The sequence below is a fragment of the Bacillus sp. NPDC057893 genome (assembly GCF_042796455.1).
Classification (GTDB): Bacteria; Bacillota; Bacilli; order Bacillales; family Bacillaceae_G; genus Bacillus_A.
In genome coordinates this window covers 222414-247973 of sequence record NZ_JBHVNG010000005.1, presented here as the reverse complement: position 1 = coordinate 247973, position 25560 = coordinate 222414, and the positions used below count along the sequence as shown (strand labels likewise).

Sequence of the window (25560 nt, the reverse complement as noted above, 5' to 3'; positions counted from 1 at the left end):
ACAAAGAGAGGGTGGGATATTTGAGTACAAGCATTGTAATGAAAAGTCAAATTATAAGACTATTAAATAATTGGTATCAAGAGATGCTAGTGCAACATGTAATTAAAGCTGGGGAGTTAAAAAAAGAAATAGATAGTAAAATTTATAATATGGAAGAAGATCAAGAAATCTTAATTTATTATTCTTTGCTTAGTTTTCGATATAAAATGTTGATTGGGGAATTTGATAGTAAAAAAACTAATATAAATTCGATTTCAGAAAGAACGGATACGTTTTTACAGTAGTATTATTATTTTTTTGAATTTATTTACGAAATGGAGCTAGGGAATTATTATAACGCAAAAAAGCATTATAAAGTCGCTGAGAGTTTGCTGGCTTCAATACCAGATGAAGCGGAGAAAGCGGAATTTAATTATCGAGTATCGTTATTTCATTGTTGTATATCACAACCGACTTTAGCGATTTCTTATGCTTTGAAAGCACAAGATTTTTTTGGTAAGAGTTTAGGGTATGAAGTTAAAACTGCGGCTTGCAAAAATACTTTAGGGGTGTGTTGTATAGCACTAGGACAATATGAGCTTGCAGAAGAATATTTAGTGTCGGCGATGAATACATTTACAAATCTAAAAGAAGAACAACTAATAATAAAAGTTAGATGCAATTTATGTTTATTATATGCAGAGCAAAAATTTTCAGAATTAGCTATCCAACATTTAATTTATTCTTTTGGAGAAATTGAGAAAGATTATAGAACAATATTTTTATTAGCGAGTGAATATTCAAAACTAAAAAAATTCAAAGAAGCGAGTCGGTATATTGAAAAGGGATTAAAAATATGTAACAGAGAATATGAGTATCATTTCAATATTTTAAAAGCATTAAATGAAGAAATGCCGATTGAAGAGTTAGAAGTGATTATCGAAGAAGCAATTCAATATTTCAAAGAACAAAATTTATGGATAGAAGTAAAAAAATATGCGGAGCGGTTAGCGATTCAATATTTTGATGTTGCAAATGAAAAGAAAGCTATCCAGTATTTTTATTTAAGTTATGAAGCTAGAAAAATTATTCAACAAAAAGAGGGTGTATACGTCTAAATTAAATGTAGGTATTTTAAGTGTTTTTAGGATTAGCAGTATTGTTTTTCAGAGTATAGGGATCATTTTTTTTACAAGACGCATTAAAAACGCATTCGTTATTATGGAATTTGTAGAGCGAATTGTTACATTTGAAGAAACAATTGTAAACGTACAAAGAAAGTCAGCCTTATAAAGTGATCGCATAAAGTAAGAAGACTTTTAGACATATAAAAGGGAAGGTTTTTTTGTGTTTGTTTAAACAGCCTGTAGTTTCTAAAAGAGGTTATATATTTTAGTACCCTATTATTAGGGTGCTTTTTTGTTTGTATACGGTAATCAAAATTCTGAAGTCCAGCCATGGTGTAACTTTACGCATAACTTTTTATGAAAGAGGATTCAAAAGTACCTGTAAGTCGTACTTATGCAAAACAATACAAAAATTTGTTACGTATTTAACAAGAAGTTTTTTGTATTTCACCCTTCGTTTTATGTAACTGGTTCCATATATTTGACGTTCTGCCTTGTAAGTGCTTACATAATCAAAAACATCCTATACAATGAAGTTGTTAAATCGAATGAGGTGGCGAAAATGAAAATGAAAAAAGCATATTTAGCGAATAGCATTGAAATAGAAAGAGGAGGAGAGATGGTATGAAAAAATCATCGGTTAATCCATGGCTTGTTGTTCTTGGAACAGTCATAGTACAAATGGGGCTTGGAACGATATATACATGGAGTTTATTCAATCAGCCCTTAGTGAGTAAATACGGTTGGAGTCTTAACGCTGTTGCTATAACTTTCTCAATTACTAGCCTTTCTTTAGCATTTTCAACTTTGTTTGCGAGTAAATTGCAAGAAAAATGGGGACTTCGTAAACTTATTATGATAGCTGGACTAGCATTAGGAATCGGATTAATACTTAGTTCACAAGCTTCCTCATTATTGATGCTTTATGTACTAGCAGGAGTTGTTGTAGGTTACGCAGATGGTACAGCATATATCACTTCACTATCCAATTTAATAAAGTGGTTTCCAGAGCGTAAAGGTTTAATTGCCGGTATATCTGTTTCTGCATATGGTACAGGTAGCCTAATATTTAAATACATAAACGCAATGTTGATTGATTCAGTTGGTGTATCGCAAGCGTTTATATACTGGGGTTTAATTGTTACAGCTATGATAGTAATTGGTGCTTGTTTAATCCATCAAGCCGCTGATCAAGGTGCAGTTCAGGAAACAAAAACTAAAGAATATACAACAAAAGAAATGTTAGGAACAAAACAAGTATACTTATTATTTATTATGTTATTTACATCATGTATGAGTGGCTTATACTTAATTGGTATGGTAAAAGACATCGGTGTTCAACTTGTAGGGCTTAGCGCAGCAACAGCAGCTAATGCGGTGGCTATGGTTGCAATCTTCAATACATTGGGTCGCATCATTCTGGGACCGTTATCAGATAAAATCGGCCGTTTGAAAATCGTTACTGGTACTTTTGTTGCTATGGCGACTTCAGTCTTGGTTCTAAGTTTCGTAGATTTAAATTATGGTATCTACTTCGTCTGTGTAGCAAGTGTAGCGTTTTGCTTTGGTGGAAATATCACTATTTTCCCAGCTATTGTTGGTGATTTCTTCGGTATGAAAAACCATAGTAAGAACTACGGAATTGTGTATCAAGGATTTGGATTTGGAGCGCTTGCAGGTTCCTTTATCGGTGCACTTCTAGGTGGATTCAAACCAACCTTTATGGTGATCGGCGTATTATGTGTCGTGTCATTTATTATCTCAATTTTAATTCAAGCACCTAATCAGAAAAAAGAAAACGAAGAAGAGTATCGCAGCGTAGCGTAAGTATTTAAATTTTCTATAGCACTAAGGTAACTAAAAAGTACCCTATAAAATGGGGTGCTTTTTTCTTTATGAACTAATTTTAATAGTTTTTCTCTAACCAGTCTTTATTATTTACGGAAATTTACTGATAAAAGAGGCATTAAAACATCGGATTGGATTATATTGGAATATCATTGAGTCACGCATAATATATGAAAATCTTAGATTATATACAGGATATTCATTGAGAAATGCAAGATGTAAAATAAAGTATTTTCAGAAAAATATTGAGAAAAGAAAAACTTAAATTTTTGATAAAGTATGTAGGTGAAGAAATCTACAGGTTCTCTTTTTCAATTACAAAAAAGATGATAAGGAATTATGGATTAAATTTTTATTTGAAGTACGTTTTAATGCTTATAGATGCAGTCTGGCATAGAAACGTAAAAATATTTTATCTGAAAAATAAAAAAAGATTGACAAGTATATTGAGAAACATTATCATTTCGATGTAGATAGAGAAAATGAAAATCATTATCAATTGGTTTCGTTTTGATGAAAAGTACACTTGACCAATTAGTTTAGTAAGTGTATTATTTTTTACATCATTAGTGATAATGAAAATCGTTATCGTTTATATTGTTAAACTTGATTAATTTTTATATGAAAGGATAGAGGAAATGAACCTAGGGGAATTTGATGGAAAAATCGTTTTAGTGACAGGTGCAGCTCAAGGTATAGGTAGTGTTGTCGCAAAAATGTTTTTAGAAAGAGGAGCTACAGTTATTGGGGTTGATCAAAATGAAGAAGGGCTTAATATGTTTTTAAATCATTATGCATCAAATGAAAGCCGTATTAAGACGTTTCATTTAGATGTGAGTGATAGTGCCGCTGTTGAAGAGGTAGTAGAACGAATTGAAAATGATATAGCGCCAATAGATATATTAGTAAATGTTGCAGGGGTTCTACGTATGGGAGCGATTCACTCTTTAAGTGACGAAGAGTGGAATAAAACATTCTCTGTAAATACTACAGGAGTTTTCTATATGTCCCGAGCAGTAAGTAAGCTTATGATGTTAAGGAAGTCAGGGGCAATTGTTACAGTTGGTTCAAATGCGGCAAATACTCCGAGAATCGAGATGGCTGCGTATGCTGCATCAAAAGCTGCAACGACGATGTTTATGAAATGTTTAGGGTTAGAACTTGCAGCATACAATATTCGCTGTAACTTAGTTTCTCCAGGTTCTACTGAAACTGAAATGCAAAGGTTATTATGGGCTGATGAGAATGGAGCTGAAAATATAATTGCTGGTTCTCAAAATACATATAGACTCGGTATTCCGTTACAAAAAATTGCACAACCTTCAGAAATTGCTGAAGCAGTATTGTTTTTAGCTTCTGATAAAGCGAGTCATATTACAATGCACAATTTATGTGTCGATGGCGGAGCTACATTAGGAGTTTAATAAAAAATTCAGGAGGTTTTAATACTATGAATGAACTTACAGCCGTAAAGGAACTGTCAGAAAAATTATTAGAAGATTATAAAACTGAATCTTCGTTCTTTTTCGCTTCACCAACTCGAACGATATTGACAGAAGGAGAGTTTACTACAGTAAAACATCATGAAATTGAAAGTTTTCCAGAACTTGTACAAGCGGTATTAAGTAATGCAAAACAAGCCGGAAATCCGAATCCTATCGTTGTTGGTGCTTTGCCTTTTGATCGTAGAAAAGAAGTTCAACTTATTGTACCGGAATATTGCAGAATTACTGAGCGTTTACAGTTGGAGACAACAAATGAGATAAAACGAAATGAGAAACTGGCATTTGAAATGACACCGGTTCCAGCTCCTGAAGTTTATATGAATGGTGTGAAGCAAGGGATTGAAAAAATACAGGACGGAGATTTAAAGAAAATCGTCCTATCTAGATCATTGGATGTTAAGTCTTCCGAGGTAATTAATAAACAAAAGCTTCTTCGTGAATTAGCAGAACATAATAAGCACGGCTACACATTTGCTGTTAATTTACCGAAAGATGAAAATGAGAGAAGTAAGACGTTAATTGGAGCAAGCCCTGAATTACTTGTTTCACGTCATGGTATGCAAGTAATTTCTAATCCGTTAGCTGGTTCAAGACCACGTAGTGATGATCCAGCAGAAGATAAAAGAAGAGCAGAAGAATTACTTTCTTCTCCAAAAGATTTACATGAACATGCGGTAGTAGTTGAAGCGGTTGCCGCAGCACTTCTTCCGTATTGTCATACATTACATGTTCCAGAAAAACCATCTGTTATTCATAGTGAAGCGATGTGGCACTTATCTACAGAAGTGAAAGGTGAACTTAAGGATCCAAATACTTCTGCTTTAGAATTAGCAATTGCTCTTCATCCTACGCCAGCAGTTTGCGGAACTCCAATGGAAGAAGCGAGAGAGGCTATTCAAAAAATTGAGCCATTTGACCGTGAATTCTTTACAGGAATGTTAGGGTGGAGCGATTTAAATGGAGATGGTGAATGGATTGTTACAATTCGATGTGCTGAAGTGCAAGAAAATACACTTCGCTTATATGCAGGTGCCGGAGTTGTTGCTGAGTCTAAGCCCGAAGATGAGTTAGCAGAAACATCAGCTAAATTCCAAACAATGTTAAAAGCTTTAGGGTTAAGTGATAGCTCATTGAATGAAAAGTAGGGGGATGAAAGAATGTTAGCAGGTTATACGGAATGGCCAAAAGAATTTGTAGATCGTTATCGAGAAGAAGGATGTTGGCTAGGTGAAACATTTGGCGGAATGTTAAGAGAGCGTGCTGAAAAATATGGAGATCAAATTGCGGTTGTAAGTGGTAATACGCAAATAACGTATAGTGAACTTGATAAAAAGGTAGATCATTTAGCTGCAGGTTTATTGAATTTAGGCATAAAGAAAGAGGACCGAGTTGTAATCCAGTTACCCAATATTATAGAGTTTTTCGAAATATGTTTTGCACTATTTCGAATTGGAGCGCTTCCTGTTTTTGCACTACCTTCACATCGAAGCAGTGAAATTAGTTATTTTTGCGAGTTTGGTGAGGCGAGTGCTTACGTTATTTCAGATAAGGCTCTCGGCTTTGATTACCGAAAACTAGCAAGAGAAGTGAAAGAGAAAGTTCCCACTTTACAACATGTAATCGTAGTGGGGGAAGAAGAAGAATTCGTGAACATAAGTGATCTTTATATGGATCCAGTTCCATTACCAGAAGTTCAGCCAAGTGATGTTGCGTTTCTCCAATTATCAGGAGGGACAACAGGACTTTCTAAATTAATTCCTAGAACGCATGATGACTATATTTATAGTTTACGTGTTAGCGCTGAAATTTGTAATTTGAATGCAGAAAGCGTCTATATGGCAGTTCTTCCAGTAGCACACAATTATCCGATGAGTTCTCCAGGGACATTTGGAACTTTCTATGCGGGTGGAAAAGTAGTGTTGGCAACTGGAGGTAGTCCAGATGAGGCTTTTGCACTTATAGAAAAAGAAAAAGTTACGATTACAGCGCTCGTTCCACCATTAGCAATGATTTGGCTTGATGCAGTTGATTCGCGTACCAATAATTTATCGAGCCTACAAGTACTTCAAGTAGGTGGAGCGAAATTTAGCGCTGAAGTTGCAAAACGGATACGTCCTACATTCGGATGTACGTTGCAACAAGTATTTGGTATGGCGGAAGGATTAGTAAATTATACCAGACTAGATGATCCAGAAGAAATCATTATTCATACACAAGGTAGACCGATGTCTACATTTGATGAAGTTCGAGTTGTTGATGAAAATGATAATGATGTTAAGCCTGGTGAAGTAGGTAGTTTATTAACAAGAGGGCCATATACAATTCGTGGCTATTATAAAGCGGAAGAGCATAATGGAAGATCATTTACAGAAGATGGCTTTTATCGCACAGGTGATCTTGTAAAAGTAAATGAACAAGGTTACATCATTGTAGAAGGAAGAGATAAAGATCAAATTAACCGTGGTGGTGAGAAAGTTGCCGCGGAAGAAGTTGAAAATCATCTATTAGCACATGATGCAGTACATGATGTAGCAATTGTATCTATGCCTGACGATTATTTAGGAGAACGCACTTGCGCTTTTGTTATCGCTCGTGGACAAGTCCTAACTGCAAACGAATTAAAAATGTTCTTAAGAGAACGTGGTATAGCAGCTTATAAGATTCCAGATCGAATTGAATTTATTGAATCATTCCCACAAACAGGTGTTGGAAAAGTAAGCAAAAAAGAATTACGTAAAGTCATTGCTGAAAAACTTATTACAGTAAAACAATAATAAAAATCGGAAGGAAGTGATTAGATGGCTATCCCATCTATTTCAGTATATAAAATGCCAGTTGAATCAGAACTACCAAAAAATAAAGTGAATTGGACACCGGATCCGAAACGTGCAGTTCTTCTAATCCACGACATGCAAGAATATTTTCTTGATGCATATAGCGATAAAGAATCGCCAAAAATAGAACTAATTCCAAATATTAAGGTGATAAGAGAAAGATGTAAGGAACTTGGTATACCGGTTGTTTATACAGCACAACCTGGTGGACAAACGTTAGAACAACGAGGGCTATTACAAGACTTTTGGGGTGACGGTATTCCTGCTGGACCGGATAAAAAGAAAATTGTCGATGAACTCACTCCAGACGAAGATGATATCTTCCTAACAAAATGGAGATATAGTGCATTTAAAAAGACGAATCTATTAGAAATTTTAAATGAACAAGGACGAGATCAACTCATCATTTGCGGTATTTATGCGCATATTGGCTGCCTTTTAACAGCTTGTGAAGCGTTTATGGATGGTATCCAGCCATTCTTTGTGGCAGATGCAGTTGCTGATTTTTCATTAGAGCATCATAAACAAGCATTGCAGTATGCATCTAATAGATGTGCAGTAACGACATCAACAAACTTACTGTTAAAAGATTTACAAAGTTTAAAGGGTGCTGAGAGTGAAGGAATCACTTTACAGGAAGTGCATGAACTAGTTGCACAACTACTCCGTGAGCCAGTAGAGAGTATTGAAGTGGATGAAGATTTATTAAATAGAGGACTTGATTCGGTCAGAATTATGAGTTTAGTAGAGAAGTGGCGTCGCGAAGGGAAAGAAATCACTTTTGCAGATTTAGCAGAACGTCCAACAGTTGCCGATTGGTACCGTGTATTATCTTCACAAGCAGCACAGGTGCTGTAACAAATAGACTACATAATAAAGGGGTAGTAAAGAATGCCTAACAGTCAAAAGATTCGTCATTCGTTATCATCTGCGCAGTCTGGTATGTGGTTTGCGCAACAATTAGATCCGCTTAATCCGATTTATAATACTGGGGAATATGTAGAAATAAACGGAACGATTAATCAAGAAATTTTCGAATTAGCTGTACGTAAAGTTGTAACAGAAGCAGAAGCACTTCATGTTCGTTTCGAAGAGGATGAAATTGGCCTATGGCAAGTTATTGAGGAATCGTCAAAGTTTCATATGCATTTTATTGACGTTCGTAAAGAAAAAAATCCTGAAGAAGCTGCTAAGGTATGGATGAAAAATGATTTATCTATGCCTGTGGATTTAACAGAGGATAAATTATTTACTGAAGTACTTATTCAAGTTGAAAATAATCGTTTCTTTTGGTATCAGCGCATCCATCACATTGTGATGGATGGCTATGGATTTTCACTTCTTAGCCAAAAGGTAGCGAATGAGTATACATCACTTATAGAAGAAACAAACAAGAATGAAAAGCCATTTGGCTCTCTTGCAAAAATTGTACAAGAAGATAATGAGTATCGTGAATCTAAACAATTTCAGGAAAATCGTACTTTTTGGTTAGAGAAGTTTGCAGATGAACCGGAAGTTGTAAGTTTAGCAGAACGAGCGCCGAGAACATCAAATGGATTTTCACGAGAAACTGCTTATTTATCAAATTCTAGTACGAAAACGTTACTAGAAGATATCAATATTTCGTTAACGAGTTGGCCCGAATTTATTGTAGCCGTAACAAGTATTTATATGCATAAACTAACAGGTGCAAATGATATTGTTTTAGGTTTACCGATGATGGGGCGTCTTGGTTCTGTATCTATTCATACACCAAGCATGGTAATGAATTTAGTTCCACTTCGTCTAAAGTTAACTCCAAATATAACTTTTGCAGAATTAATACAGCAAGTTTCTGAAGAAATTCGAGATATACGTCGTCATCATAAATATCGTCATGAGGAATTAAGAAGAGACTTAAAGTTACTAGGTGAAAATCAAAGGTTATTTGGGCCGTTAGTGAATGTTATGCCTTTTGATTACGGGCTTAACTTTGCTGGAAATCGTGGCATTACACATAATTTATCAGCAGGACCTGTCGATGATTTATCGATAAATGTATATAAGCGCTTCGATGAAAATGAGCTAATGATTCATTTTGATGCGAATCCGGAAGTATATAGCGATACGGAACTAGCATTGCATAAAGAAAGATTTATGAATCTATTAGAATTAGTGATAAATAATTATCACAAAGACGAGCCGATTGGAAAAATAAACATTACTCTTCCTGAAGAAAATCATAAGGTTTTATTGGAATGGAATGAAACTAAGAGAGCTGAAGAGCTAATTAATCTACCTATATTATTTGAAAAACAAGTACAAAAAAATCCAAATAATATAGCAGTTACTTGTAACGGGATAAAACTTACGTATAAAGAGCTAAATGAACGAGCGAATGAACTTGCAAACTATTTATTAGAAGAAGGAATACAATCAAATCAGTTTGTAGCCTTAGTATTTCCAAGGTCAATAGAAATGGTAGTTAGTATGTTAGCAGTTCTAAAGACGGGTGCAGCGTATTTACCGATAGATCCAGAATACCCAGTTGAACGTATTAGTTATATAGTAAATGATGCAAAACCGGTGTATATCATAACACATTCATCTGTTTCATCCTCTTTAGTTATAGAAAATGATATTAAAAAAATCATATTAGATAGCGAAGAAACGAAAATAGTGTTAAAAACATATTCTCATATGAATATACCATTTAAAAATGATGAATCACTTTTAAACCCAGCGTATACAATTTACACTTCAGGATCAACAGGAAATCCAAAAGGTGTAATTGTTCCTATGAAAGGTTTAAGTAACTTTTTATTGGCTATGCAAGACATGTTTTCATTAAATGAAAACGATCATTTATTAGCAGTTACAACGTTTGCGTTTGATATTTCTGCTCTAGAAATATATTTACCTCTTATTAGTGGTGCAAGTATAACAATTGCTCAAAAAGAAGTAATCCAAGAGCCTTCTGCATTAACGACACTTTTACAAGAAGAAAGAGTGACAATTATGCAAGCTACACCGACGCTCTGGCAGGCGTTAGTAACTGAATATCCAGAGCGGCTACAAGAACTAAACGTACTCGTTGGTGGTGAAGCTCTACCAGCACATTTAGCAAATAAATTAAAAGAATTAGGTTGCTCTATAACAAACTTATATGGACCAACTGAAACGACAATTTGGTCTACCTTCATGAACATTGATGAAAGTGGTATACCTCCTATTGGAAAGCCAATTTGGAATACTGAAGTGTATGTGTTAGATGCAGGGTTACAACCAGTTCCGCCTGGAGTTATTGGTGAATTATATATTGCGGGTGAAGGACTTGCGAACGGATATTTAGGAAAACCTGAGTTAACAGCTGAACGGTTTGTTGCAAATCCTTATGGAAAAGATGGAGCACGTATGTACCGCACAGGTGATCTTGTGAAATGGCGTACCGATGGTGTCTTAGAGTACATTAGTCGCGCAGATCATCAAATTAAAATTCGCGGTTTCCGAATTGAATTAGCTGAAATTGAAACGGTATTACAACGACATGAAAATATTCAACAAGCAGTAGTAATGGTACGGGAAGATCGCCCAAATGATAAACGGATCATTGCGTATATCGTTGCCGAAGAGAAGGAACCAATTAATCTATCAGAAATTCGTTCTTATGTTTCAGAAAGTTTAGCGAATTATATGGTGCCATCGGCATTTGTTGTGCTAGAAGAATTACCATTAACACCAAATGGTAAGGTTGATAGAAATAAATTACCTGCTCCTGATTTTAATGGAATGAACAATGAGAGAGTTGCTAGAAATCCGAAAGAAGAAATACTATGTGATTTATTTGCAGAAGTACTTGGTGTTTCGCGAATTAGTATAGATGATAATTTCTTTGAAATGGGTGGCCATTCGCTTCTTGCATCTCGTTTAATGGCAAGAATTCGTGAAACATTAAGTGTAGAATTAGGAATTGGAAAGCTATTTGAATCACCAACTGTTGCTGAATTAGCAAAACAATTGGATCGTGCAAAAAGCGCAAGACCAGCTATTAAGAAAGTAAGTAGGCCAAATGAAGTTCCACTTTCATTTGCACAGCGCAGGTTATGGTTCTTAAATTGTTTAGAAGGTCCAAGTCCTACTTATAATATTCCGTTAGTCATTCGTATGTCTGGAAAATTGAATGAGGAAGCATTACAAGGAGCCTTTTATGATGTTGTTGAAAAACATGAAACACTTAGAACGATTTTCCCGAATTCACTTGGTAGTTCATATCAAAGAATTCTAGAAATGGATAAATTGAATCTAAAAATGACCATAACAAAAACATGTAAGGATGAATTAGAAAGTGCACTGTCTGAAGCTGTAAAATATAGTTTTAATCTTGATATCGAACCAGCAGTTCGTTTACAACTTTTTAAAGTGAGTGAAAACGAACATGTTTTACTAATTCTTTTGCATCATATTGTAGGAGATGGATGGTCATTACAACCATTAACGAGAGACTTTACAGCGGCTTATAAAGCACGATGTCAAGGTGATAGTGTTCAACTAGAAACCCTTCCAGTTCAATACGCAGATTATTCATTATGGCAACAACAACTATTAGGTGATGAAACAAAACCAGACAGTATTATTTCAACACAATTAGATTTTTGGAAAGAAGAGCTAAAAGGTTTACCAGATCAAATGGAGTTACCTACAGATTTTCAACGTCCAATTGAAACGAGTTATCGTGGGGAAACACTTCATTTTCATATAGATGAAGGTATGCATAGTAGGTTAGTAGAGCTCGCTCGTAAAAATGGAGTTAGTTTGTTTATGGTGTTGCAAGCGGGACTTAGTGCACTATTTACAAGATTAGGTGCTGGAACTGATATACCATTAGGTAGCCCGATTGCTGGAAGAAACGACGATGTACTCTCGGATATAGTCGGTTTATTTGTAAATACATTAGTGTTACGTACAAATACATCAGGAGATCCAAGCTTTAAAGAGTTATTGGATAGAGTGAAGCAGGTAAACCTTGCAGCCTATGAAAATCAAGATGTTCCATTTGAACGACTCGTTGAAGTGTTAAACCCAGTACGAACTCGAAATAGTCATCCGCTGTTTCAAGTTATGTTAGCTTTCCAAAATACACCAGAAGCAACGTTTAATGTACCGGATATAGAAGCGAGCCTTGAAATTCAAAGTGTTGGCTCTGCAAAATTTGATTTAACATTTGAAATTAGCGAGAGTAACGGAGTTGATGGTACTCCAAACGGCTTACACGGATTGTTAGAGTTTAGTACCGATTTATATAAACGTGAAACGGTTCAAAAACTAATAGAACGATTCATTCTGTTATTAGATGATGCAGCGAAACATCCGGATCAATCAATTGGTAGATTAGAAATATTAACTTTAGCAGAGCGAAATACAGTTTTAGAAAAGTGGAATGGTGGTTTTCAAATTGTACCTGAAATGACATTGCCACAATTATTTGAAAAGCAGGCTTATGTAAATCCAAATTCTATTGCTGTCGTCTTTGAAGATGAAATGCTAACTTATGAAGAGTTAAATAGAAAAGCGAATAAAATAGCTCGGTTGTTAATAGCGCAAGGAATCGGCCCTGAGCAACTCGTTGCTTTAGCAATGCCGAGATCATTAAATATGGTTGTAAGTTTACTAGCTGTTCTTAAAGCTGGTGCGGGATACCTACCGTTAGATCCGGATTATCCGTCAGATCGTATTTCATTTATGCTACACGATGCGAAACCATCATGTGTTTTAACAAATTCAGATGTGGAAATTGAATGTGATGAGGCATTAAAGATTTTAGTTGATGATGTGAACGTAATAGAAGAAATTGAGAAATATAGTGAAGACAATATTGATGAAATGGAGCGCATTAAGCCGTTATCTCCTTCACATATTGCTTACGTTATTTATACGTCAGGCTCAACAGGTAGACCGAAAGGCGTTATGATACCTCATCAAAATGTAGTAAGACTTTTAGGAGCAACTGATCATTGGTTCCAATTTGACGCAGACGATGTGTGGACGATGTTCCATTCATACGCTTTTGATTTCTCAGTTTGGGAAATTTGGGGACCTTTATTATACGGGGGACGCCTTGTTGTAGTACCACATACTGTAAGTCGCTCGCCGAAAGAATTTTTACAGCTTCTTGTTAAAGAAAAGGTTACTGTTTTAAACCAAACTCCATCAGCGTTCTATCAATTGATGCAAACCGATCGTGAAAATGAAGAGATTGGTCAAAAATTATCTTTACGATATGTTGTTTTTGGAGGAGAAGCACTTGAACTAAGTCGATTAGAAGATTGGTATAGTCGTCATCCTTATAACTCACCGAAGCTTATTAATATGTACGGAATAACGGAGACGACGGTACATGTTAGTTATATTGAGCTAGATGAGGGTATCGTTTCTTTACGAGCAAATAGTTTAATCGGGTGCAGTATACCAGATCTTAAAGTATACGTATTAGATAACTATTTACAACCAGTGCCACCTGGGGTAGTTGGAGAAATGTATGTTGCAGGTGCTGGACTAGCTCGTGGATATTTAGGAAGAGCAGGATTAACAGCTGAACGTTTTATTGCAGATCCATTTGGTAAACCAGGTACAAGAATGTATCGTACAGGAGACTTAGCACGTTGGCGTCAAGATGGGACGTTAGATTATATAGGACGTGCAGATCATCAAATTAAAATTCGTGGATTCCGAATTGAATTAGGGGAAATAGAAGCGGTAATAATGAAACACGATAAAGTTGAACAAGTAGCCGTTATTGTACGGGAAGATCAACCAGGGGATAAACGATTAGTTTCTTATATCATCGCATCAAATAATGAAACGATCGATACGAATGAAATGCGTCAGTATGCTGGAGGTAGTTTGCCAGATTACATGGTTCCCTACGCTTTTGTAGTAGTAAATGAGTTACCTTTAACTCCAAACGGTAAATTAGATAGAAAGGCATTGCCAGCTCCAGAATTTATTGCATCATCTTCTAGCCGCGGACCAAGAACACCACAAGAAGAAATGTTATGTGACTTGTTTATAGAAGTTTTAAGTGTGCCTCAAATTGGAATTGATGACGGATTCTTTGATCTTGGTGGTCATTCACTTCTTGCAGTGCAACTTATGAGCCGCATTAAAGAGGCACTTGGAGTTGAACTAAATATTGGAACTTTATTTGCAGCACCTACTGTTGCAGGGCTTGCTGAAAGACTTGAAATGGGGAATGTTCAAAGTGCACTTGATGTGTTGCTTCCATTACGAGCAAGCGGAGATCAATTACCACTATTTTGTGTACACCCAGCAGGTGGATTAAGTTGGTGCTATGCAGGACTTATGAAATCTTTAGGAACAGATTATCCAATCTATGGCGTACAAGCACGTGGTATCGCTGAAAATGAAGAACTCCCAAAAAGCTTAGAGGAGATGGCGGCGGATTATTTGAAACACGTTCGTGAAGTACAGCCTCACGGACCGTATCGTTTACTCGGTTGGTCGCTTGGAGGGAATGTTGTTCATGCAATGGCGGCGCAACTACAAAATAAAGGGGAAGAAGTAGAATTACTCGTTATGCTTGATTCTTATCCTGGTCACTTCTTACCGAATACGGAAGCACCTACTGAAGAAGAAGCGTTAATCGCATTACTTGCTTTAGGTGGATATGATCCAGATAACATGGATGGTAAACCACTTACTATGGAAAGTGCGATTGCAATACTTCGCAAAGATGGAAGTGCATTAGCAAGTCTTGAAGAAGAGACTATTTTGAACTTGAAAGAAACATATGTAAATTCGGTAGGTTTGTTAGGGAAATACGTACCGAAAGTTTATAACGGGGATATTCTATTCTTTAGATCTACTGTTATACCAGACTGGTTTGATCCTATTTCTCCAAATACATGGCTAAATTATTTAGATGGAGATATCGTGCAACATGATATTGATTGTAGACATAAAGATTTATGTCAGCCAGGGCCGCTTACAGAAATTGGACAAGTGCTAGCGAAATATTTGCAGAATAAGAAAGGGGTAAGTAGAGTATGACGAATCCATTTGAAAATGATAATTACACATATAAAGTATTAATGAATGAGGAGGGCCAGTATTCTCTCTGGCCTACCTTTCTCGATGTACCTATTGGATGGGATATCGTACATGAAGAAGCTAGCAGACAAGTTTGCTTAGAATATGTTGAATGTAACTGGAACGATTTAGACCCGAAAAAAAATCAAATTAGCGAAAAAATATTAGTAGGAAAACAATAATGAAAGCAATAATAAATCCAAAAGTAGTTGTAAGCATCGTTTATATAACAGCGATGTTTATGGCTGCGATGGATGCAACGATTGTGAATGTAGCACTGCAAACGATAAGCAAAGAACTGCAAGTGCCCCCATCTGCAATGGGAACAGTAAATGTTGGGTATTTAGTTAGCTTAGCTGTTTTCCTTCCGATTTCTGGTTGGTTAGGCGATCGCTTTGGTACGAAAAGAGTATTTTTAATTGCCCTTTTCGTTTTTACAATTGCATCTGCATTATGTGGAATTGCTAATGATATTACTTCATTAAACATTTTTCGTGTCATTCAAGGTGCTGGTGGCGGACTTTTAACACCAGTCGGGATGGCGATGTTATTCCGAATATTTTCACCAGAGGAAAGACCAAAAATTTCTCGATTTATTGTACTTCCAATTGCTGTAGCACCAGCGATCGGACCAATTATTGGTGGTTTCTTTGTAGAACAAATGTCTTGGCGCTGGGCATTTTATATTAACCTACCGTTTGGTATCATTGCGTTGCTATTTGGACTTCTATTTTTAGCAGAGCATATTGAAAAATCGGCTGGTCGTTTTGATTCTCTCGGTTTTGTTCTTTCAGCACCAGGTTTTGCAATGCTCATCTATGCACTTAGCCAAGGACCATCAAAAGGTTGGATTTCTCCAGAAATAATAAGTACTGGGATAGCTGGGATTGTATTCATTACATTGTTTATAATTGTAGAACTGAAAGTAAAGCAACCGATGTTAGATTTACGCTTATTAAAAGAACCAGTTTTTAGAAAAATGAGTCTCATATCTTTGTTTTCATCAGCTGGTTTACTAGGAATGTTATTTATTTTTCCGCTTATGTATCAAAATGTAATAGGAGTTTCCGCGCTGGAATCAGGTCTTACGACATTCCCAGAGGCGATTGGATTAATGATTTCTTCACAGATTGTACCATGGTCGTATAAGAAATTAGGAGCTCGAAAGGTAATCTCTATTGGATTAATAAGTACAGCGGTTATATTTGTTTTATTAAGTTTTGTAAATCATGATACGAATCCCTGGCAAATTCGGGCATTATTGTTTGGCATAGGTATTTTCTTAGGTCAATCTGTCGGTGCAGTTCAATTTTCTGCTTTTAACAATATTGCACCACCTTCTATGGGGAGAGCAACTACTATATTCAATGTACAAAATCGATTAGGATCTGCAATAGGAGTTGCTGTTTTAGCTAGTATACTATCTGGTTTTGGAAGTAATAGTGTACAAAATAATGCTCCAGCCAATTTCTTGCCATATCAAGCAGCATTAATTGGATCAGCAATATTTTTACTCATAGCATTACTATTTTCTTTACGCATTTCTGATAAAGAGGTAATGTCAAAGAAGAATAAAAAGCCGTTATCTGTATTACAAAAAGAGAAAGAAGTTGTAAATGAATGAGGTGCAGCATGCTAATACTCTTTTGAAATAAAGTGATATTGGTATTTAAAAGGAGAGAGTTTACATGATAGAGAGTAAAGGAATAGATTCTGTACCAACCCTTAATGAGAATAGTTGTCAAATATGGTGGGCAAGAATTTCAGATTTACAATCATGGTATTACAATTTACTAAATGATGTAGAGAAAGAGAAAGCAAATTCATATCATCATTCGGCAGACCGTGCGCGTTTTATAATTGGTTGCGTAATTAGTAGATTAGTACTTGGAAAGATACTTTCGATGTCGCCAGTTCAAGTACCAATTGATCGAATGTGCCCAGTATGTAAATTACAACATGGCAGACCACAGTTACCAGAAGGTATGCCGCAAATATCAGTCTCACATTCGGGTGAGTGGGTTGTTGTTGCATTTACTAAATCTGCACCTGTGGGTGTTGATGTTGAGCAAATGAATCCAAATGTAGATGTTATGAAAATGGCAGAGGGTGTATTAACAGACATTGAAATAGCACAAGTTATGAAATTACCTAATGAACAAAAAATAGAAGGGTTTTTAACATATTGGACTCGAAAAGAAGCAGTGCTGAAAGCGACAGGTGAAGGACTATTGATTCCACCAGCAGATATTACAGTATCAGCTCCAAATGATCCTCCAAAATTGTTGGTTTTTAAGGATAGACAAGAGTTAGCAGAAAATACAATGATGGAAGACGTAAGGCCAAGTTTAGATTATATGGCTTCTATTGCAATATTTAGTAAAGAAGTAACTGAAATTACGCAATTAGACGCGGTATCGCTTTTAAATCATAAATAAGTTTAATAAAATATTTTATAGAAGAGGTGTTCCTCATGTTAGTGGCGGAAAATAGAAAAAGCGAATTAACTTATAATGTACAAGCAATAAAAAATATTTTATTTTCTGGAGATACATCATCTATTCTTGCTTTAGAAAAGCTTTTGAATGATACAGTTCAGTTTGATGTTCTTGAACAAGAGGTACTTGATAGACAGTACATTCCGAAAGAAGCAAAGAATTTCTTTGATAAAAACGGAACATTTCTTTACCGTGTATCCAATGTTAGTTATAAAGGTAAGGTGTTATCTGAAAATCTAATTTTTGCTGACACCTCATTTTTACCAAATACTATAAAGCAAGAATTAGAGGATGGAAATATTCCAGTTGAAAAGCTTATAGAAAAGATGGAAGCAAGAAGAAACGTATTATACGAAGGGTATCAGCCATCTGGAAATATTATCGAATTATTTGATGGATGTTCTGTTGCAGCGAATGTTTATCCAACTAGAAAATATCAAATTGTAAGTAACTGCAAATGTATATTTTATATTTGTGAAGTGTATCATGCAGAGAATATAAAGGAACTGCTTAAATAAAAAATAAACAAGAAACCAGCCTATAAATGGCTGGTTTCTTGTTTATTTAACAGCTTCTTTTAATTCTTTACCTGCTTTAAATGCTGGAACTTTACCAGCAGCAATCTGAATTTCTTCGCCAGTTTGTGGATTACGTCCTGTACGGGCAGATCTTTCACGCACTTCAAAAGTTCCAAAGCCGATCAGTTGAACTTTATCGCCAGATTGTAATGCATTAGCAATTGTGTCAAATACGGATTGTACAGCTGCAGAAGCATCCTTTTGAGAAATATCAGCTGATTGTGCTACATTTTTAACTAATTCTGTTTTGTTCATGTTTTCACCTCATAAAAAATTTTTTAGAATGAATGTTTTAGTATAATGGTTAGTAAAGATAAAGCTATCTTCGTGATTAGGAAGAATGCTGTATAGTTATGTTAATTTCGTTGAAAGAAACTGAATCCCTGCAATTATAAGGGAATTTATTATGAATTGATGTATAAAAAAGCTGTAAAATGAAGATGAGGGGGAGTATACGGATGATTTTTCGTGAAAAGAATGAGAACGAGAACGAGAGTATATTAATTCGTCAACATGATCATGGCTTTTTAGCAGGAGAGATTGCAAGTTATATGAAAGAAGATTTCTTTGAAGGTAAAGCATACTTAAAGGAGACTATTGATGCTATATATGAGCATGATAGAGGCTGGATAGGGCTAGATAAAATCCCGATTTTGAACGATGCTAAAAATATCCCATATACATTTATGGATTGTCCAAGTTCATTACGCTTTGTTTTTTATACGATTGGTTTGAATGAAATCGAAAGTTCTAATCCATACGGGGCGTTACTTTGTAGTAAACACTTTTTATCATTTCCACTAAATGAAGAAGATGAAGAGATGATGTCTTTTTATAAACATGAATTGAAACGACAAAAAAGAATATTGAAAACGTTAACAAAAGAACAATTTTCGATTTTCGATAAACATTATAGATTATTAAAGTTTTGTGATGAACTTTCTTTATATGTATGTATGAACAAACCAGGTGTAAAAAAGAAAGATGAGATTGATTTATTTAAAGATGGTTTTGAAGGAACAGAAATGTTTAATAGAAAGGAGGATAAATCTATTCAAGCTGAATGGGTGGATGAAGAAACAATTCGAATCACAACGTTTCCATTTAAAACAGAATTTCATGCTTATGTAAAATATAAAACTATAAATAAACATGAAATTGAAGAAAAAGGAATTGCAAAGGCTGATAGGGAATCGGAAGTTCAGAAGCAAATGATATATTTTCTACAATAGAGAGGGCATAACAAGAAAAAGGAATGATCTCACTTTATGAGTCATTCCTTTTAGAAATAAATTAACTTACACGTTTTTTATTTAATTCCTTTAATTTCTCTGCTTGTAAAAACCGATTTGTTTCAGCGACAACTACACCACTTAATCCAATTAGACCAATTAAGTTTGGAATCGCCATAAGTCCATTCGCAATATCGGCAAATGTCCATACAACACCTAATTTTAAATTAGCGCCAATAGCAATCATAACGATAAAGATTGCTTTATAATATCGTACAGCACCTTGTCCGAATAAATAAGCAACACACTTCTCTCCGTAATACGACCAACCTAAAATAGTAGAGTAGGCGAATAATATAATGGCGATACCGAGAATCATACTACCAGCAGTACCGAATACGGATTGGAATGCTAATGTTGTAGCTTCAACACCAGTTTTACCTGATTTCCATGCGCCTGTAGTAATTAATACTAGCCCCGTAATTGTACATACAATAAATGTATCTAGAAAAGTACCAGTCATAGAAACTAAAGCTTGTTTTGCAGGTGAATCTGTTTTGGCCGCAGCCGCAGCAATAGGAGCACTCCCTAAACCAGCCTCGTTAGCAAATACACCACGCGCCATTCCGATTTGAATTGCAGATGCAACTGTTGCTCCGATAAAACCACCAGCAGCTGCAGTACCTTGAAATGCACCAGAAAAAATAAGTGAAAACGCTTCTGGAATTTGATCAAAGTGATAGAAGATAATAATAAGGCCAGCGATTACATAAAAGAAAGCTTTAATAGGAACGATATATCCAGTAACTTTACCAATCTTTTTTACACCGCCTAAAATAACGATAGCGATTAAGAATGACATGAGTATACCAGTTAATGCAGGAGGGAAAGAGAAATTGATTCGCATTGCCTCTGCAACTGAATTAGATTGAACCATATTACCGATACCGAAAGAAGCAGCTGTGCCGAATATAGCGAATAAAACAGCCAGCCACTTTTTCCCTAAACCACGTTCTAAATAATACATTGGTCCACCGGAGTATTCACCATTTTCATTACTAACACGGTATTTCACTGCAAGGATTGCTTCGGCATACTTTGTTGCCATTCCGAATAAAGCAGTAATCCACATCCAAAAAATTGCACCAGGACCACCAATTGTAACAGCGGTTGCGACACCGGCTATATTTCCCATACCAATCGTTGCAGCCATAGCTGTCATCAGTGCTTGGAAGTGACTAATATCTCCAGAAGATGATGTATCCTCTGATTTTTTAAAAGCTAGTTTGTGAGCGTATATTAGTTTACTAAACTGTAAACCTTTTAAGCGCACTGTGAGAATGATACCAGTTCCAACGAGTAGCAACAAAGTTGGTAACCCCCACACATACTGATTAATTTGTTCTAATACTTTACTTACTGTCTCCATCTGTATTCTCCTTTTTTAGAAAAAATAAAAACCACTTCAAGGAAATGAAATGGTCTCTGGAGAAACAAGGGATAGAAAAATAAACCGATACAAATCGGCATTTTCTTTCGCTTGTCTCTGTCCTTTTACCTGAGAGATTATCCGCTAGATTAGCGGATTTGCTCCTTCGGTGCTCGTTTTCCTCCGCGCTATATAAAAGCGAGAGGGAGTCTCTCCAGAGATTCGTCCCCATGCAGTTCTACTTGTAAACAAGACCTGAGAGTTTCAAAGTTGGTTCAGCAACTTTTTGCCCCGTCGGTAGATCAATAGATCTTCTCCTGAATGGTTCATCCGAATTATAAAACTAATAACTAAATGTATTGATCATAAGTATATATAATCAATAAACACATTATAGATACACAATAAGTGAATTGCAATCATTTTTTATTTTAAAATAGTAAATAAACTTATTTTTTCGATATTCCTAATTTATCTTCAACTTCATTTAAAGTAGATAAAGCGATGACAATATGTTGATCCGCAAGTCCTAATGCATGCTTTGTATTTTCAATTGTTTCATTGGTTGGAGTAGAATTGTTGTATCCGTCTATAATCAAATCTGCTGCATTTTTCATAAATTTAGAAGCTGCCTTAAATTCAATTGTGAAATAAACTAGTTGCTTTTGTATATGTACTTCTGTTATGTTTTCTTCAATTTGTATTGTGTCTATTTCTTTCATAATTTTTTCATACTGTTTGGAAACAGCACTCATTGTAACTAATAGTTTATTTCTGTCCACTGAATCTCCGTTCGTGTTAATCTCTTCCCAGGCAGGCAACCAATCATTCTCAATAATGTCATTATAATTAGTAGTTAATTCATTCATTTTAGGTTGCAATTGAGTTCGGAAAGTTGTAGTATCAACGGTTTCTTTTTTAGCATTTTTTCGATCTTTAGTTGCGTAGAAAATAGTGCCGGCAATAATAAGAATAGAAACCACAAGCAACCATTTGTTTAAAAGTAATTTCTTCAATATATAAATCCTCCAAATTCTAAAAACTTATAATTATAATATATAACAATAATGTTATTGAAGGCAAAGAGTAAAGTACAGAAGTGATTTGAATCATATTTATTCTATACATGAATAAATAAAATTAGTAAAATAATGAAGATATTATGTTAGAAAAGGGAATTTTTAGTGGGGACGAAAAGAAAAAAACGAGCTTCAAGTATTGCAACGGCTATGTTATTAGTTGGTGTACTTGCACTCATATATATGAACAAGGGATCAAAAATTGAAGATTTTCCAATACCAATGTCAGTAATACATATTAACGATGATAACGAAGAGAATTATAAATATATAAGTGTAATGCCTATTACGAAGGCAAGTGGATGGGAGAACTTAGGGGAAAACGGGCATACTGTTAGTTTTAAAAAAGGGGATCGGAAAGTAACTGTATTACATTATCCGGGAGAGATTACTTATTATTTATTTGAGCAATAGATATACAAGGGAGATAAGATTTAGATGTCATTCGTATAGGGTTACATTTTTTATATTCCGAATTATTTGAAATTAAAATAGATAGATGGTTTGATAGATATAGTGTTAAAAAATGATTGGTTGTATATTTGTAAAAAAAATAGAATATTTAGTTACCATAGTTTTATTATGTAAACTGATTATTGTAAGAGAGAGATTGTATTATAAGGGGGAATTAGAAATGTTACTAAAAACAATCTACTGTAGGGTGGAAGAAGAGAAAAAGGAATTGTTTTCAAAAGCACAAGAAAAATGGCGTGATATACAGCATCTAGATGGTTTTCATGGGCAATTTGGTGGATGGAATGAAGATGAGGCATGTGTATATACTTTATGGGAAGATAGAAATGCATATCAATCGTTTATGAATGAGGCTCACGATACAATTTATTTAAATAGTAATCAAAAAGATACGTTTCTTTCATGTGAAATTGAACTATTTCAAACGTTGTATGATATAACAGAAACTCCTTTGAAAGACGTAATTGCACAAGGGTCATTTGTAAGAGTTGCAATTTGCGATGTGAAAGAAGGAAAAGAAAAGAATTTTTTACATACGCAAGAAACAATTTGGAATAAAGGAATGGAAAATGTAAAAGGGATATTAGGTGGAGTTGTAGGGAAGTCTTTAAAGAATGAAAATCGTTACATAGTATTAACTTATTGGCAAGATGAAATAGTACATGAACGTTATATGAAAGAAATTTTTCCTGAGTTATATCAGTTAGCAAATGTAAATGAGTATGTTGAAAATATAAATGGAAAGAAAGTTATTAGGAAGGAAGAATGGTCTGTTGCCGCTTCGAAATAAAGTTAGAACTTGTTAAAGTAGCTGGTTTAGATAAAGTTGAAACAGAACGTTCGTTCTTGTATGATTGTTTTGTACAAGAACAAGAGGGGGTATTTAAATGAGTAAAGTTTTAAGATTTGAATTGCAAGTCCCAAACCCTGAAGAAGCTATTCAATTTTATACAAATAGTTTTGGATGGAAGTTTGAAAAAATGCCTGGGCCACATGACTATTGGTTCATAATTACAGGGGAGAGTGATAGACCTGGTATCGATGGTGGATTAATGAAATCACCTGATGGTGCTACTAGGACGACTAATTCGATTGAAGTACCTTCAGTTGATGAGTACATAAATAAAGTTATTGAAAATGGTGGACAAGTAGTTGTACCTAAAACTGCTATTCCTAATATGGGTTACTTTGCTTATTGTATGGATAATCAAGGGCTTCTTTTTGGAGTATGTGAAGAAAATATTGAAGCGTAAAAAATTAGGGGCTTTTGAGATTATTTTGTTTGTTGAACGATGTTTTCTATCAAAGATTATAATTATTGAACACATTTGTATAAAAACTAGTATTATTTTAGCTGAAGAAGGATCCATTTTGATTATTTTCAAAAGGATTCTTTTTTGTTTTTCACATATTGTGAGTTATTTAGGCATTATTAATCAAACTTATATCGGTATATTATCTATGAAAAAAGTAAATAAATGATGTTATATTCAAGGATTAATCTATTGACTGCTAAACAGTTGGATGTGAAAAGGAAAAGAGGACCAATTGTTTTCTTATAAACATGTAATTAAGTGAAGACGTCATATACCCTTTCATGTTAATATATTTAAGTTATAATAGGAGGCTTACCCTTTTGTATTGTACGGTAGAAGCAGTGTGAGCTTGAAATTTTTTATGAAAAGGATGTGCCTAACTTGCGTATAAATAAATTTATTAGTGAAGCTGGAAAAGCGTCTCGACGTGGAGCAGATAAGTTAATTAACGAGAGAAAAGTAATTATTAACGGTAAGGTTGCAAAAATTGGTGACCAAGTAAATCCAGGTGATGACGTACGAGTAAATGGAGAGCAACTTCGTATTGCTCGAGATCATGTGTATATCGCTTTAAATAAACCAGTAGGTATTACATGCACAAGTGAAAAAGCAGTAAAAGGTAATATTATCGATTTAGTGAATCATCCTTTACGAATTAATCACATCGGGCGTCTCGATAAAGACTCAGACGGTTTAATTTTGTTAACGAATGATGGCGATATTGTTAATGAGATTTTACGTGCTGAAAACAAGCATGAGAAAGAATATATCGTTTCAGTAGATAAGCCGATTACACCGGAGTTTTTAGAGGAAATGGCAGCAGGTGTTAAAATTTTAGATACAAAAACGCTTCCTTGTGAGATTACACAGTTATCAAAATATGAGTTTGAAATTATTTTAACACAGGGGCTAAATCGTCAAATTCGTCGTATGTGTGAAGCGTTAGGTTATCAAGTATATACGTTAAAACGTACGAGAATTATGAATATTGAATTGAATAATTTACCGGTTGGACAGTGGAGAGATTTATCGAAAAAAGAAAAAAAACGCCTATTTTCAGACTTAAATTACGAACCACAAGATTGGTAATAAAGAGAAGGAGAAACCAAAAAATGTTTTTGGTTTCTTTTTTTGTTGAATAAAAAATATATTTTTAACACTTGTAAAAATAAAATGAATAGGATATATTAAATAACAATAAATGGATTTGTTATAAAAGCAAAGAAAAGGACACGAGTTATTTTAAACGGTTATACAGAGAAGGAAGAAAAGCTGAGAACTTCCTAACGCAGAAAAATAACTTACCACCTTAGAGCTGCACTGGGGAAATGAAGTATCTAGTGCCGTGTATGCGACGTTATCGCAAAGGAAGCCATTGCATTTTGTGATGGGAATCTGGGTGGAACCACGGATATAAGCATATTCGTCCCTATTTACTAGGGATGAATATGCTTTTTTATATTTAATTTCATAATAAGCGAAGAAAAGGACACGAGTTATTTTAAACGGTTATACAGAGAAGGAAGAAAAGCTGAGAACTTCCTAACGCAGAAAAATAACTTACCACCTTAGAGCT

General features: G+C 34.9%; 20 protein-coding genes, 1 pseudogene, 1 riboswitch and 1 other annotated feature. Of the genes and pseudogenes, 18 read left to right on the top strand and 3 right to left on the bottom strand.

What is annotated here, in order from left to right:
• The first annotated feature begins 20 nt into the window (after nt 1-20).
• From ACFVQC_RS22390 to ACFVQC_RS22330, 13 genes and pseudogenes are all read left to right on the top strand, one after another.
• Nucleotides 21-284 (top strand): response regulator aspartate phosphatase, encoded by a 264-nt coding sequence (locus ACFVQC_RS22390; protein WP_377899312.1) that lies wholly within the window; start codon nt 21-23, stop codon nt 282-284.
• A gap of 30 nt (nt 285-314) precedes the next feature.
• The gene (locus ACFVQC_RS22385) at nt 315-1097 is read left to right on the top strand and encodes a tetratricopeptide repeat protein (RefSeq protein ID WP_377899311.1); all 783 of its coding nucleotides are present in this window, start codon (nt 315-317) and stop codon (nt 1095-1097) included.
• 316 nt (nt 1098-1413) lie between these two features.
• Nucleotides 1414-1535: pseudogene (locus ACFVQC_RS22380) on the top strand (LytTR family DNA-binding domain-containing protein); the annotation flags it as partial.
• Nucleotides 1536-1730: 195 nt separating this feature from the next.
• Nucleotides 1731-2933, top strand: a complete 1203-nt coding sequence (locus ACFVQC_RS22375) for an L-lactate MFS transporter (RefSeq protein ID WP_002148105.1) — start codon at nt 1731-1733, stop codon at nt 2931-2933.
• A 659-nt stretch (nt 2934-3592) separates the two neighbouring features.
• Nucleotides 3593-4378, top strand: coding sequence for a 2,3-dihydro-2,3-dihydroxybenzoate dehydrogenase (gene dhbA / locus ACFVQC_RS22370; RefSeq protein ID WP_377899310.1), 786 nt, complete (start codon nt 3593-3595; stop codon nt 4376-4378).
• A gap of 26 nt (nt 4379-4404) precedes the next feature.
• Entirely contained in the window at nt 4405-5604 is a 1200-nt protein-coding gene (gene dhbC, locus ACFVQC_RS22365; RefSeq protein ID WP_377899309.1) for an isochorismate synthase DhbC, read from the top strand.
• 12 nt (nt 5605-5616) lie between these two features.
• The gene (locus ACFVQC_RS22360; RefSeq protein WP_377899307.1) at nt 5617-7233 is read left to right on the top strand and encodes a (2,3-dihydroxybenzoyl)adenylate synthase; all 1617 of its coding nucleotides are present in this window, start codon (nt 5617-5619) and stop codon (nt 7231-7233) included.
• A gap of 24 nt (nt 7234-7257) precedes the next feature.
• Nucleotides 7258-8151 (top strand): isochorismatase family protein, encoded by an 894-nt coding sequence (locus tag ACFVQC_RS22355; RefSeq protein ID WP_377899306.1) that lies wholly within the window; start codon nt 7258-7260, stop codon nt 8149-8151.
• Nucleotides 8152-8184: 33 nt separating this feature from the next.
• Nucleotides 8185-15339, top strand: coding sequence for an amino acid adenylation domain-containing protein (locus ACFVQC_RS22350; protein WP_377899305.1), 7155 nt, complete (start codon nt 8185-8187; stop codon nt 15337-15339).
• The gene (locus tag ACFVQC_RS22345; protein ID WP_377891069.1) at nt 15336-15560 is read left to right on the top strand and encodes an MbtH family protein; all 225 of its coding nucleotides are present in this window, start codon (nt 15336-15338) and stop codon (nt 15558-15560) included. The genes ACFVQC_RS22350 and ACFVQC_RS22345 overlap by 4 nt, the downstream gene beginning before the upstream one ends.
• Nucleotides 15560-17002: an MDR family MFS transporter gene (locus ACFVQC_RS22340; RefSeq protein ID WP_377899304.1), complete on the top strand. Its 1443-nt coding sequence runs from the start codon at nt 15560-15562 to the stop codon at nt 17000-17002. The genes ACFVQC_RS22345 and ACFVQC_RS22340 overlap by 1 nt, the downstream gene beginning before the upstream one ends.
• A 64-nt stretch (nt 17003-17066) precedes the next feature.
• Entirely contained in the window at nt 17067-17816 is a 750-nt protein-coding gene (gene sfp, locus ACFVQC_RS22335) for a 4'-phosphopantetheinyl transferase Sfp (RefSeq protein ID WP_377899302.1), read from the top strand.
• Between the two features lie 35 nt (nt 17817-17851).
• The gene (locus ACFVQC_RS22330) at nt 17852-18394 is read left to right on the top strand and encodes a hypothetical protein (protein WP_002148089.1); all 543 of its coding nucleotides are present in this window, start codon (nt 17852-17854) and stop codon (nt 18392-18394) included.
• 42 nt (nt 18395-18436) lie between these two features.
• Here the strand turns inward: ACFVQC_RS22330 and ACFVQC_RS22325 are convergent, their stop codons facing one another.
• Entirely contained in the window at nt 18437-18709 is a 273-nt protein-coding gene (locus tag ACFVQC_RS22325; RefSeq protein WP_002012780.1) for an HU family DNA-binding protein, read from the bottom strand.
• A gap of 203 nt (nt 18710-18912) precedes the next feature.
• Here ACFVQC_RS22325 and ACFVQC_RS22320 point away from each other — a divergent pair, with 203 nt between their 5' ends.
• Nucleotides 18913-19686 (top strand): DUF3891 family protein, encoded by a 774-nt coding sequence (locus ACFVQC_RS22320; protein ID WP_377899301.1) that lies wholly within the window; start codon nt 18913-18915, stop codon nt 19684-19686.
• A 61-nt stretch (nt 19687-19747) separates the two neighbouring features.
• Here the strand turns inward: ACFVQC_RS22320 and ACFVQC_RS22315 are convergent, their stop codons facing one another.
• Nucleotides 19748-21115 (bottom strand): alanine/glycine:cation symporter family protein, encoded by a 1368-nt coding sequence (locus tag ACFVQC_RS22315; RefSeq protein ID WP_002148086.1) that lies wholly within the window; start codon nt 21113-21115, stop codon nt 19748-19750.
• A 107-nt stretch (nt 21116-21222) separates the two neighbouring features.
• Nucleotides 21223-21343, bottom strand: a riboswitch (glycine riboswitch).
• Between the two features lie 221 nt (nt 21344-21564).
• Nucleotides 21565-22131 carry a hypothetical protein gene (locus ACFVQC_RS22310; protein ID WP_377899299.1) on the bottom strand — a complete coding sequence of 189 codons (567 nt, stop codon included), beginning with the start codon at nt 22129-22131 and terminating at the stop codon, nt 21565-21567.
• Between the two features lie 168 nt (nt 22132-22299).
• Here ACFVQC_RS22310 and ACFVQC_RS22305 point away from each other — a divergent pair, with 168 nt between their 5' ends.
• The 4 genes from ACFVQC_RS22305 to ACFVQC_RS22285 all read left to right on the top strand — a co-directional run bounded on the left by ACFVQC_RS22305 (nt 22300) and on the right by ACFVQC_RS22285 (nt 25073).
• Entirely contained in the window at nt 22300-22608 is a 309-nt protein-coding gene (locus ACFVQC_RS22305) for a hypothetical protein (RefSeq protein WP_377899298.1), read from the top strand.
• 220 nt (nt 22609-22828) lie between these two features.
• Nucleotides 22829-23458: a DUF4937 domain-containing protein gene (locus tag ACFVQC_RS22300; RefSeq protein ID WP_377899297.1), complete on the top strand. Its 630-nt coding sequence runs from the start codon at nt 22829-22831 to the stop codon at nt 23456-23458.
• A 97-nt stretch (nt 23459-23555) separates the two neighbouring features.
• The gene (locus ACFVQC_RS22295) at nt 23556-23921 is read left to right on the top strand and encodes a VOC family protein (protein ID WP_377891053.1); all 366 of its coding nucleotides are present in this window, start codon (nt 23556-23558) and stop codon (nt 23919-23921) included.
• A gap of 444 nt (nt 23922-24365) precedes the next feature.
• Nucleotides 24366-25073: a pseudouridine synthase gene (locus ACFVQC_RS22285; RefSeq protein WP_377899296.1), complete on the top strand. Its 708-nt coding sequence runs from the start codon at nt 24366-24368 to the stop codon at nt 25071-25073.
• A 123-nt stretch (nt 25074-25196) separates the two neighbouring features.
• Nucleotides 25197-25418 (top strand) — a binding site (T-box leader).
• The last annotated feature ends 142 nt before the right edge of the window (nt 25419-25560 follow it).

What these genes read in the sequence shown, in the direction of transcription:
- ACFVQC_RS22385 (WP_377899311.1), top strand. Translation starts at nt 315, where the DNA reads ATGGAGCTAGGGAATTATTATAACGCAAAAAAGCATTATAAAGTCGCT.
- ACFVQC_RS22375 (WP_002148105.1), top strand. Translation starts at nt 1,731, where the DNA reads ATGAAAAAATCATCGGTTAATCCATGGCTTGTTGTTCTTGGAACAGTC.
- dhbA (WP_377899310.1), top strand. Translation starts at nt 3,593, where the DNA reads ATGAACCTAGGGGAATTTGATGGAAAAATCGTTTTAGTGACAGGTGCA.
- dhbC (WP_377899309.1), top strand. Translation starts at nt 4,405, where the DNA reads ATGAATGAACTTACAGCCGTAAAGGAACTGTCAGAAAAATTATTAGAA.
- ACFVQC_RS22360 (WP_377899307.1), top strand. Translation starts at nt 5,617, where the DNA reads ATGTTAGCAGGTTATACGGAATGGCCAAAAGAATTTGTAGATCGTTAT.
- ACFVQC_RS22355 (WP_377899306.1), top strand. Translation starts at nt 7,258, where the DNA reads ATGGCTATCCCATCTATTTCAGTATATAAAATGCCAGTTGAATCAGAA.
- ACFVQC_RS22350 (WP_377899305.1), top strand. Translation starts at nt 8,185, where the DNA reads ATGCCTAACAGTCAAAAGATTCGTCATTCGTTATCATCTGCGCAGTCT.
- ACFVQC_RS22345 (WP_377891069.1), top strand. Translation starts at nt 15,336, where the DNA reads ATGACGAATCCATTTGAAAATGATAATTACACATATAAAGTATTAATG.
- ACFVQC_RS22340 (WP_377899304.1), top strand. Translation starts at nt 15,560, where the DNA reads ATGAAAGCAATAATAAATCCAAAAGTAGTTGTAAGCATCGTTTATATA.
- sfp (WP_377899302.1), top strand. Translation starts at nt 17,067, where the DNA reads ATGATAGAGAGTAAAGGAATAGATTCTGTACCAACCCTTAATGAGAAT.
- ACFVQC_RS22330 (WP_002148089.1), top strand. Translation starts at nt 17,852, where the DNA reads ATGTTAGTGGCGGAAAATAGAAAAAGCGAATTAACTTATAATGTACAA.
- ACFVQC_RS22325 (WP_002012780.1), bottom strand. Translation starts at nt 18,709, where the DNA reads ATGAACAAAACAGAATTAGTTAAAAATGTAGCACAATCAGCTGATATT.
- ACFVQC_RS22320 (WP_377899301.1), top strand. Translation starts at nt 18,913, where the DNA reads ATGATTTTTCGTGAAAAGAATGAGAACGAGAACGAGAGTATATTAATT.
- ACFVQC_RS22315 (WP_002148086.1), bottom strand. Translation starts at nt 21,115, where the DNA reads ATGGAGACAGTAAGTAAAGTATTAGAACAAATTAATCAGTATGTGTGG.
- ACFVQC_RS22300 (WP_377899297.1), top strand. Translation starts at nt 22,829, where the DNA reads ATGTTACTAAAAACAATCTACTGTAGGGTGGAAGAAGAGAAAAAGGAA.
- ACFVQC_RS22295 (WP_377891053.1), top strand. Translation starts at nt 23,556, where the DNA reads ATGAGTAAAGTTTTAAGATTTGAATTGCAAGTCCCAAACCCTGAAGAA.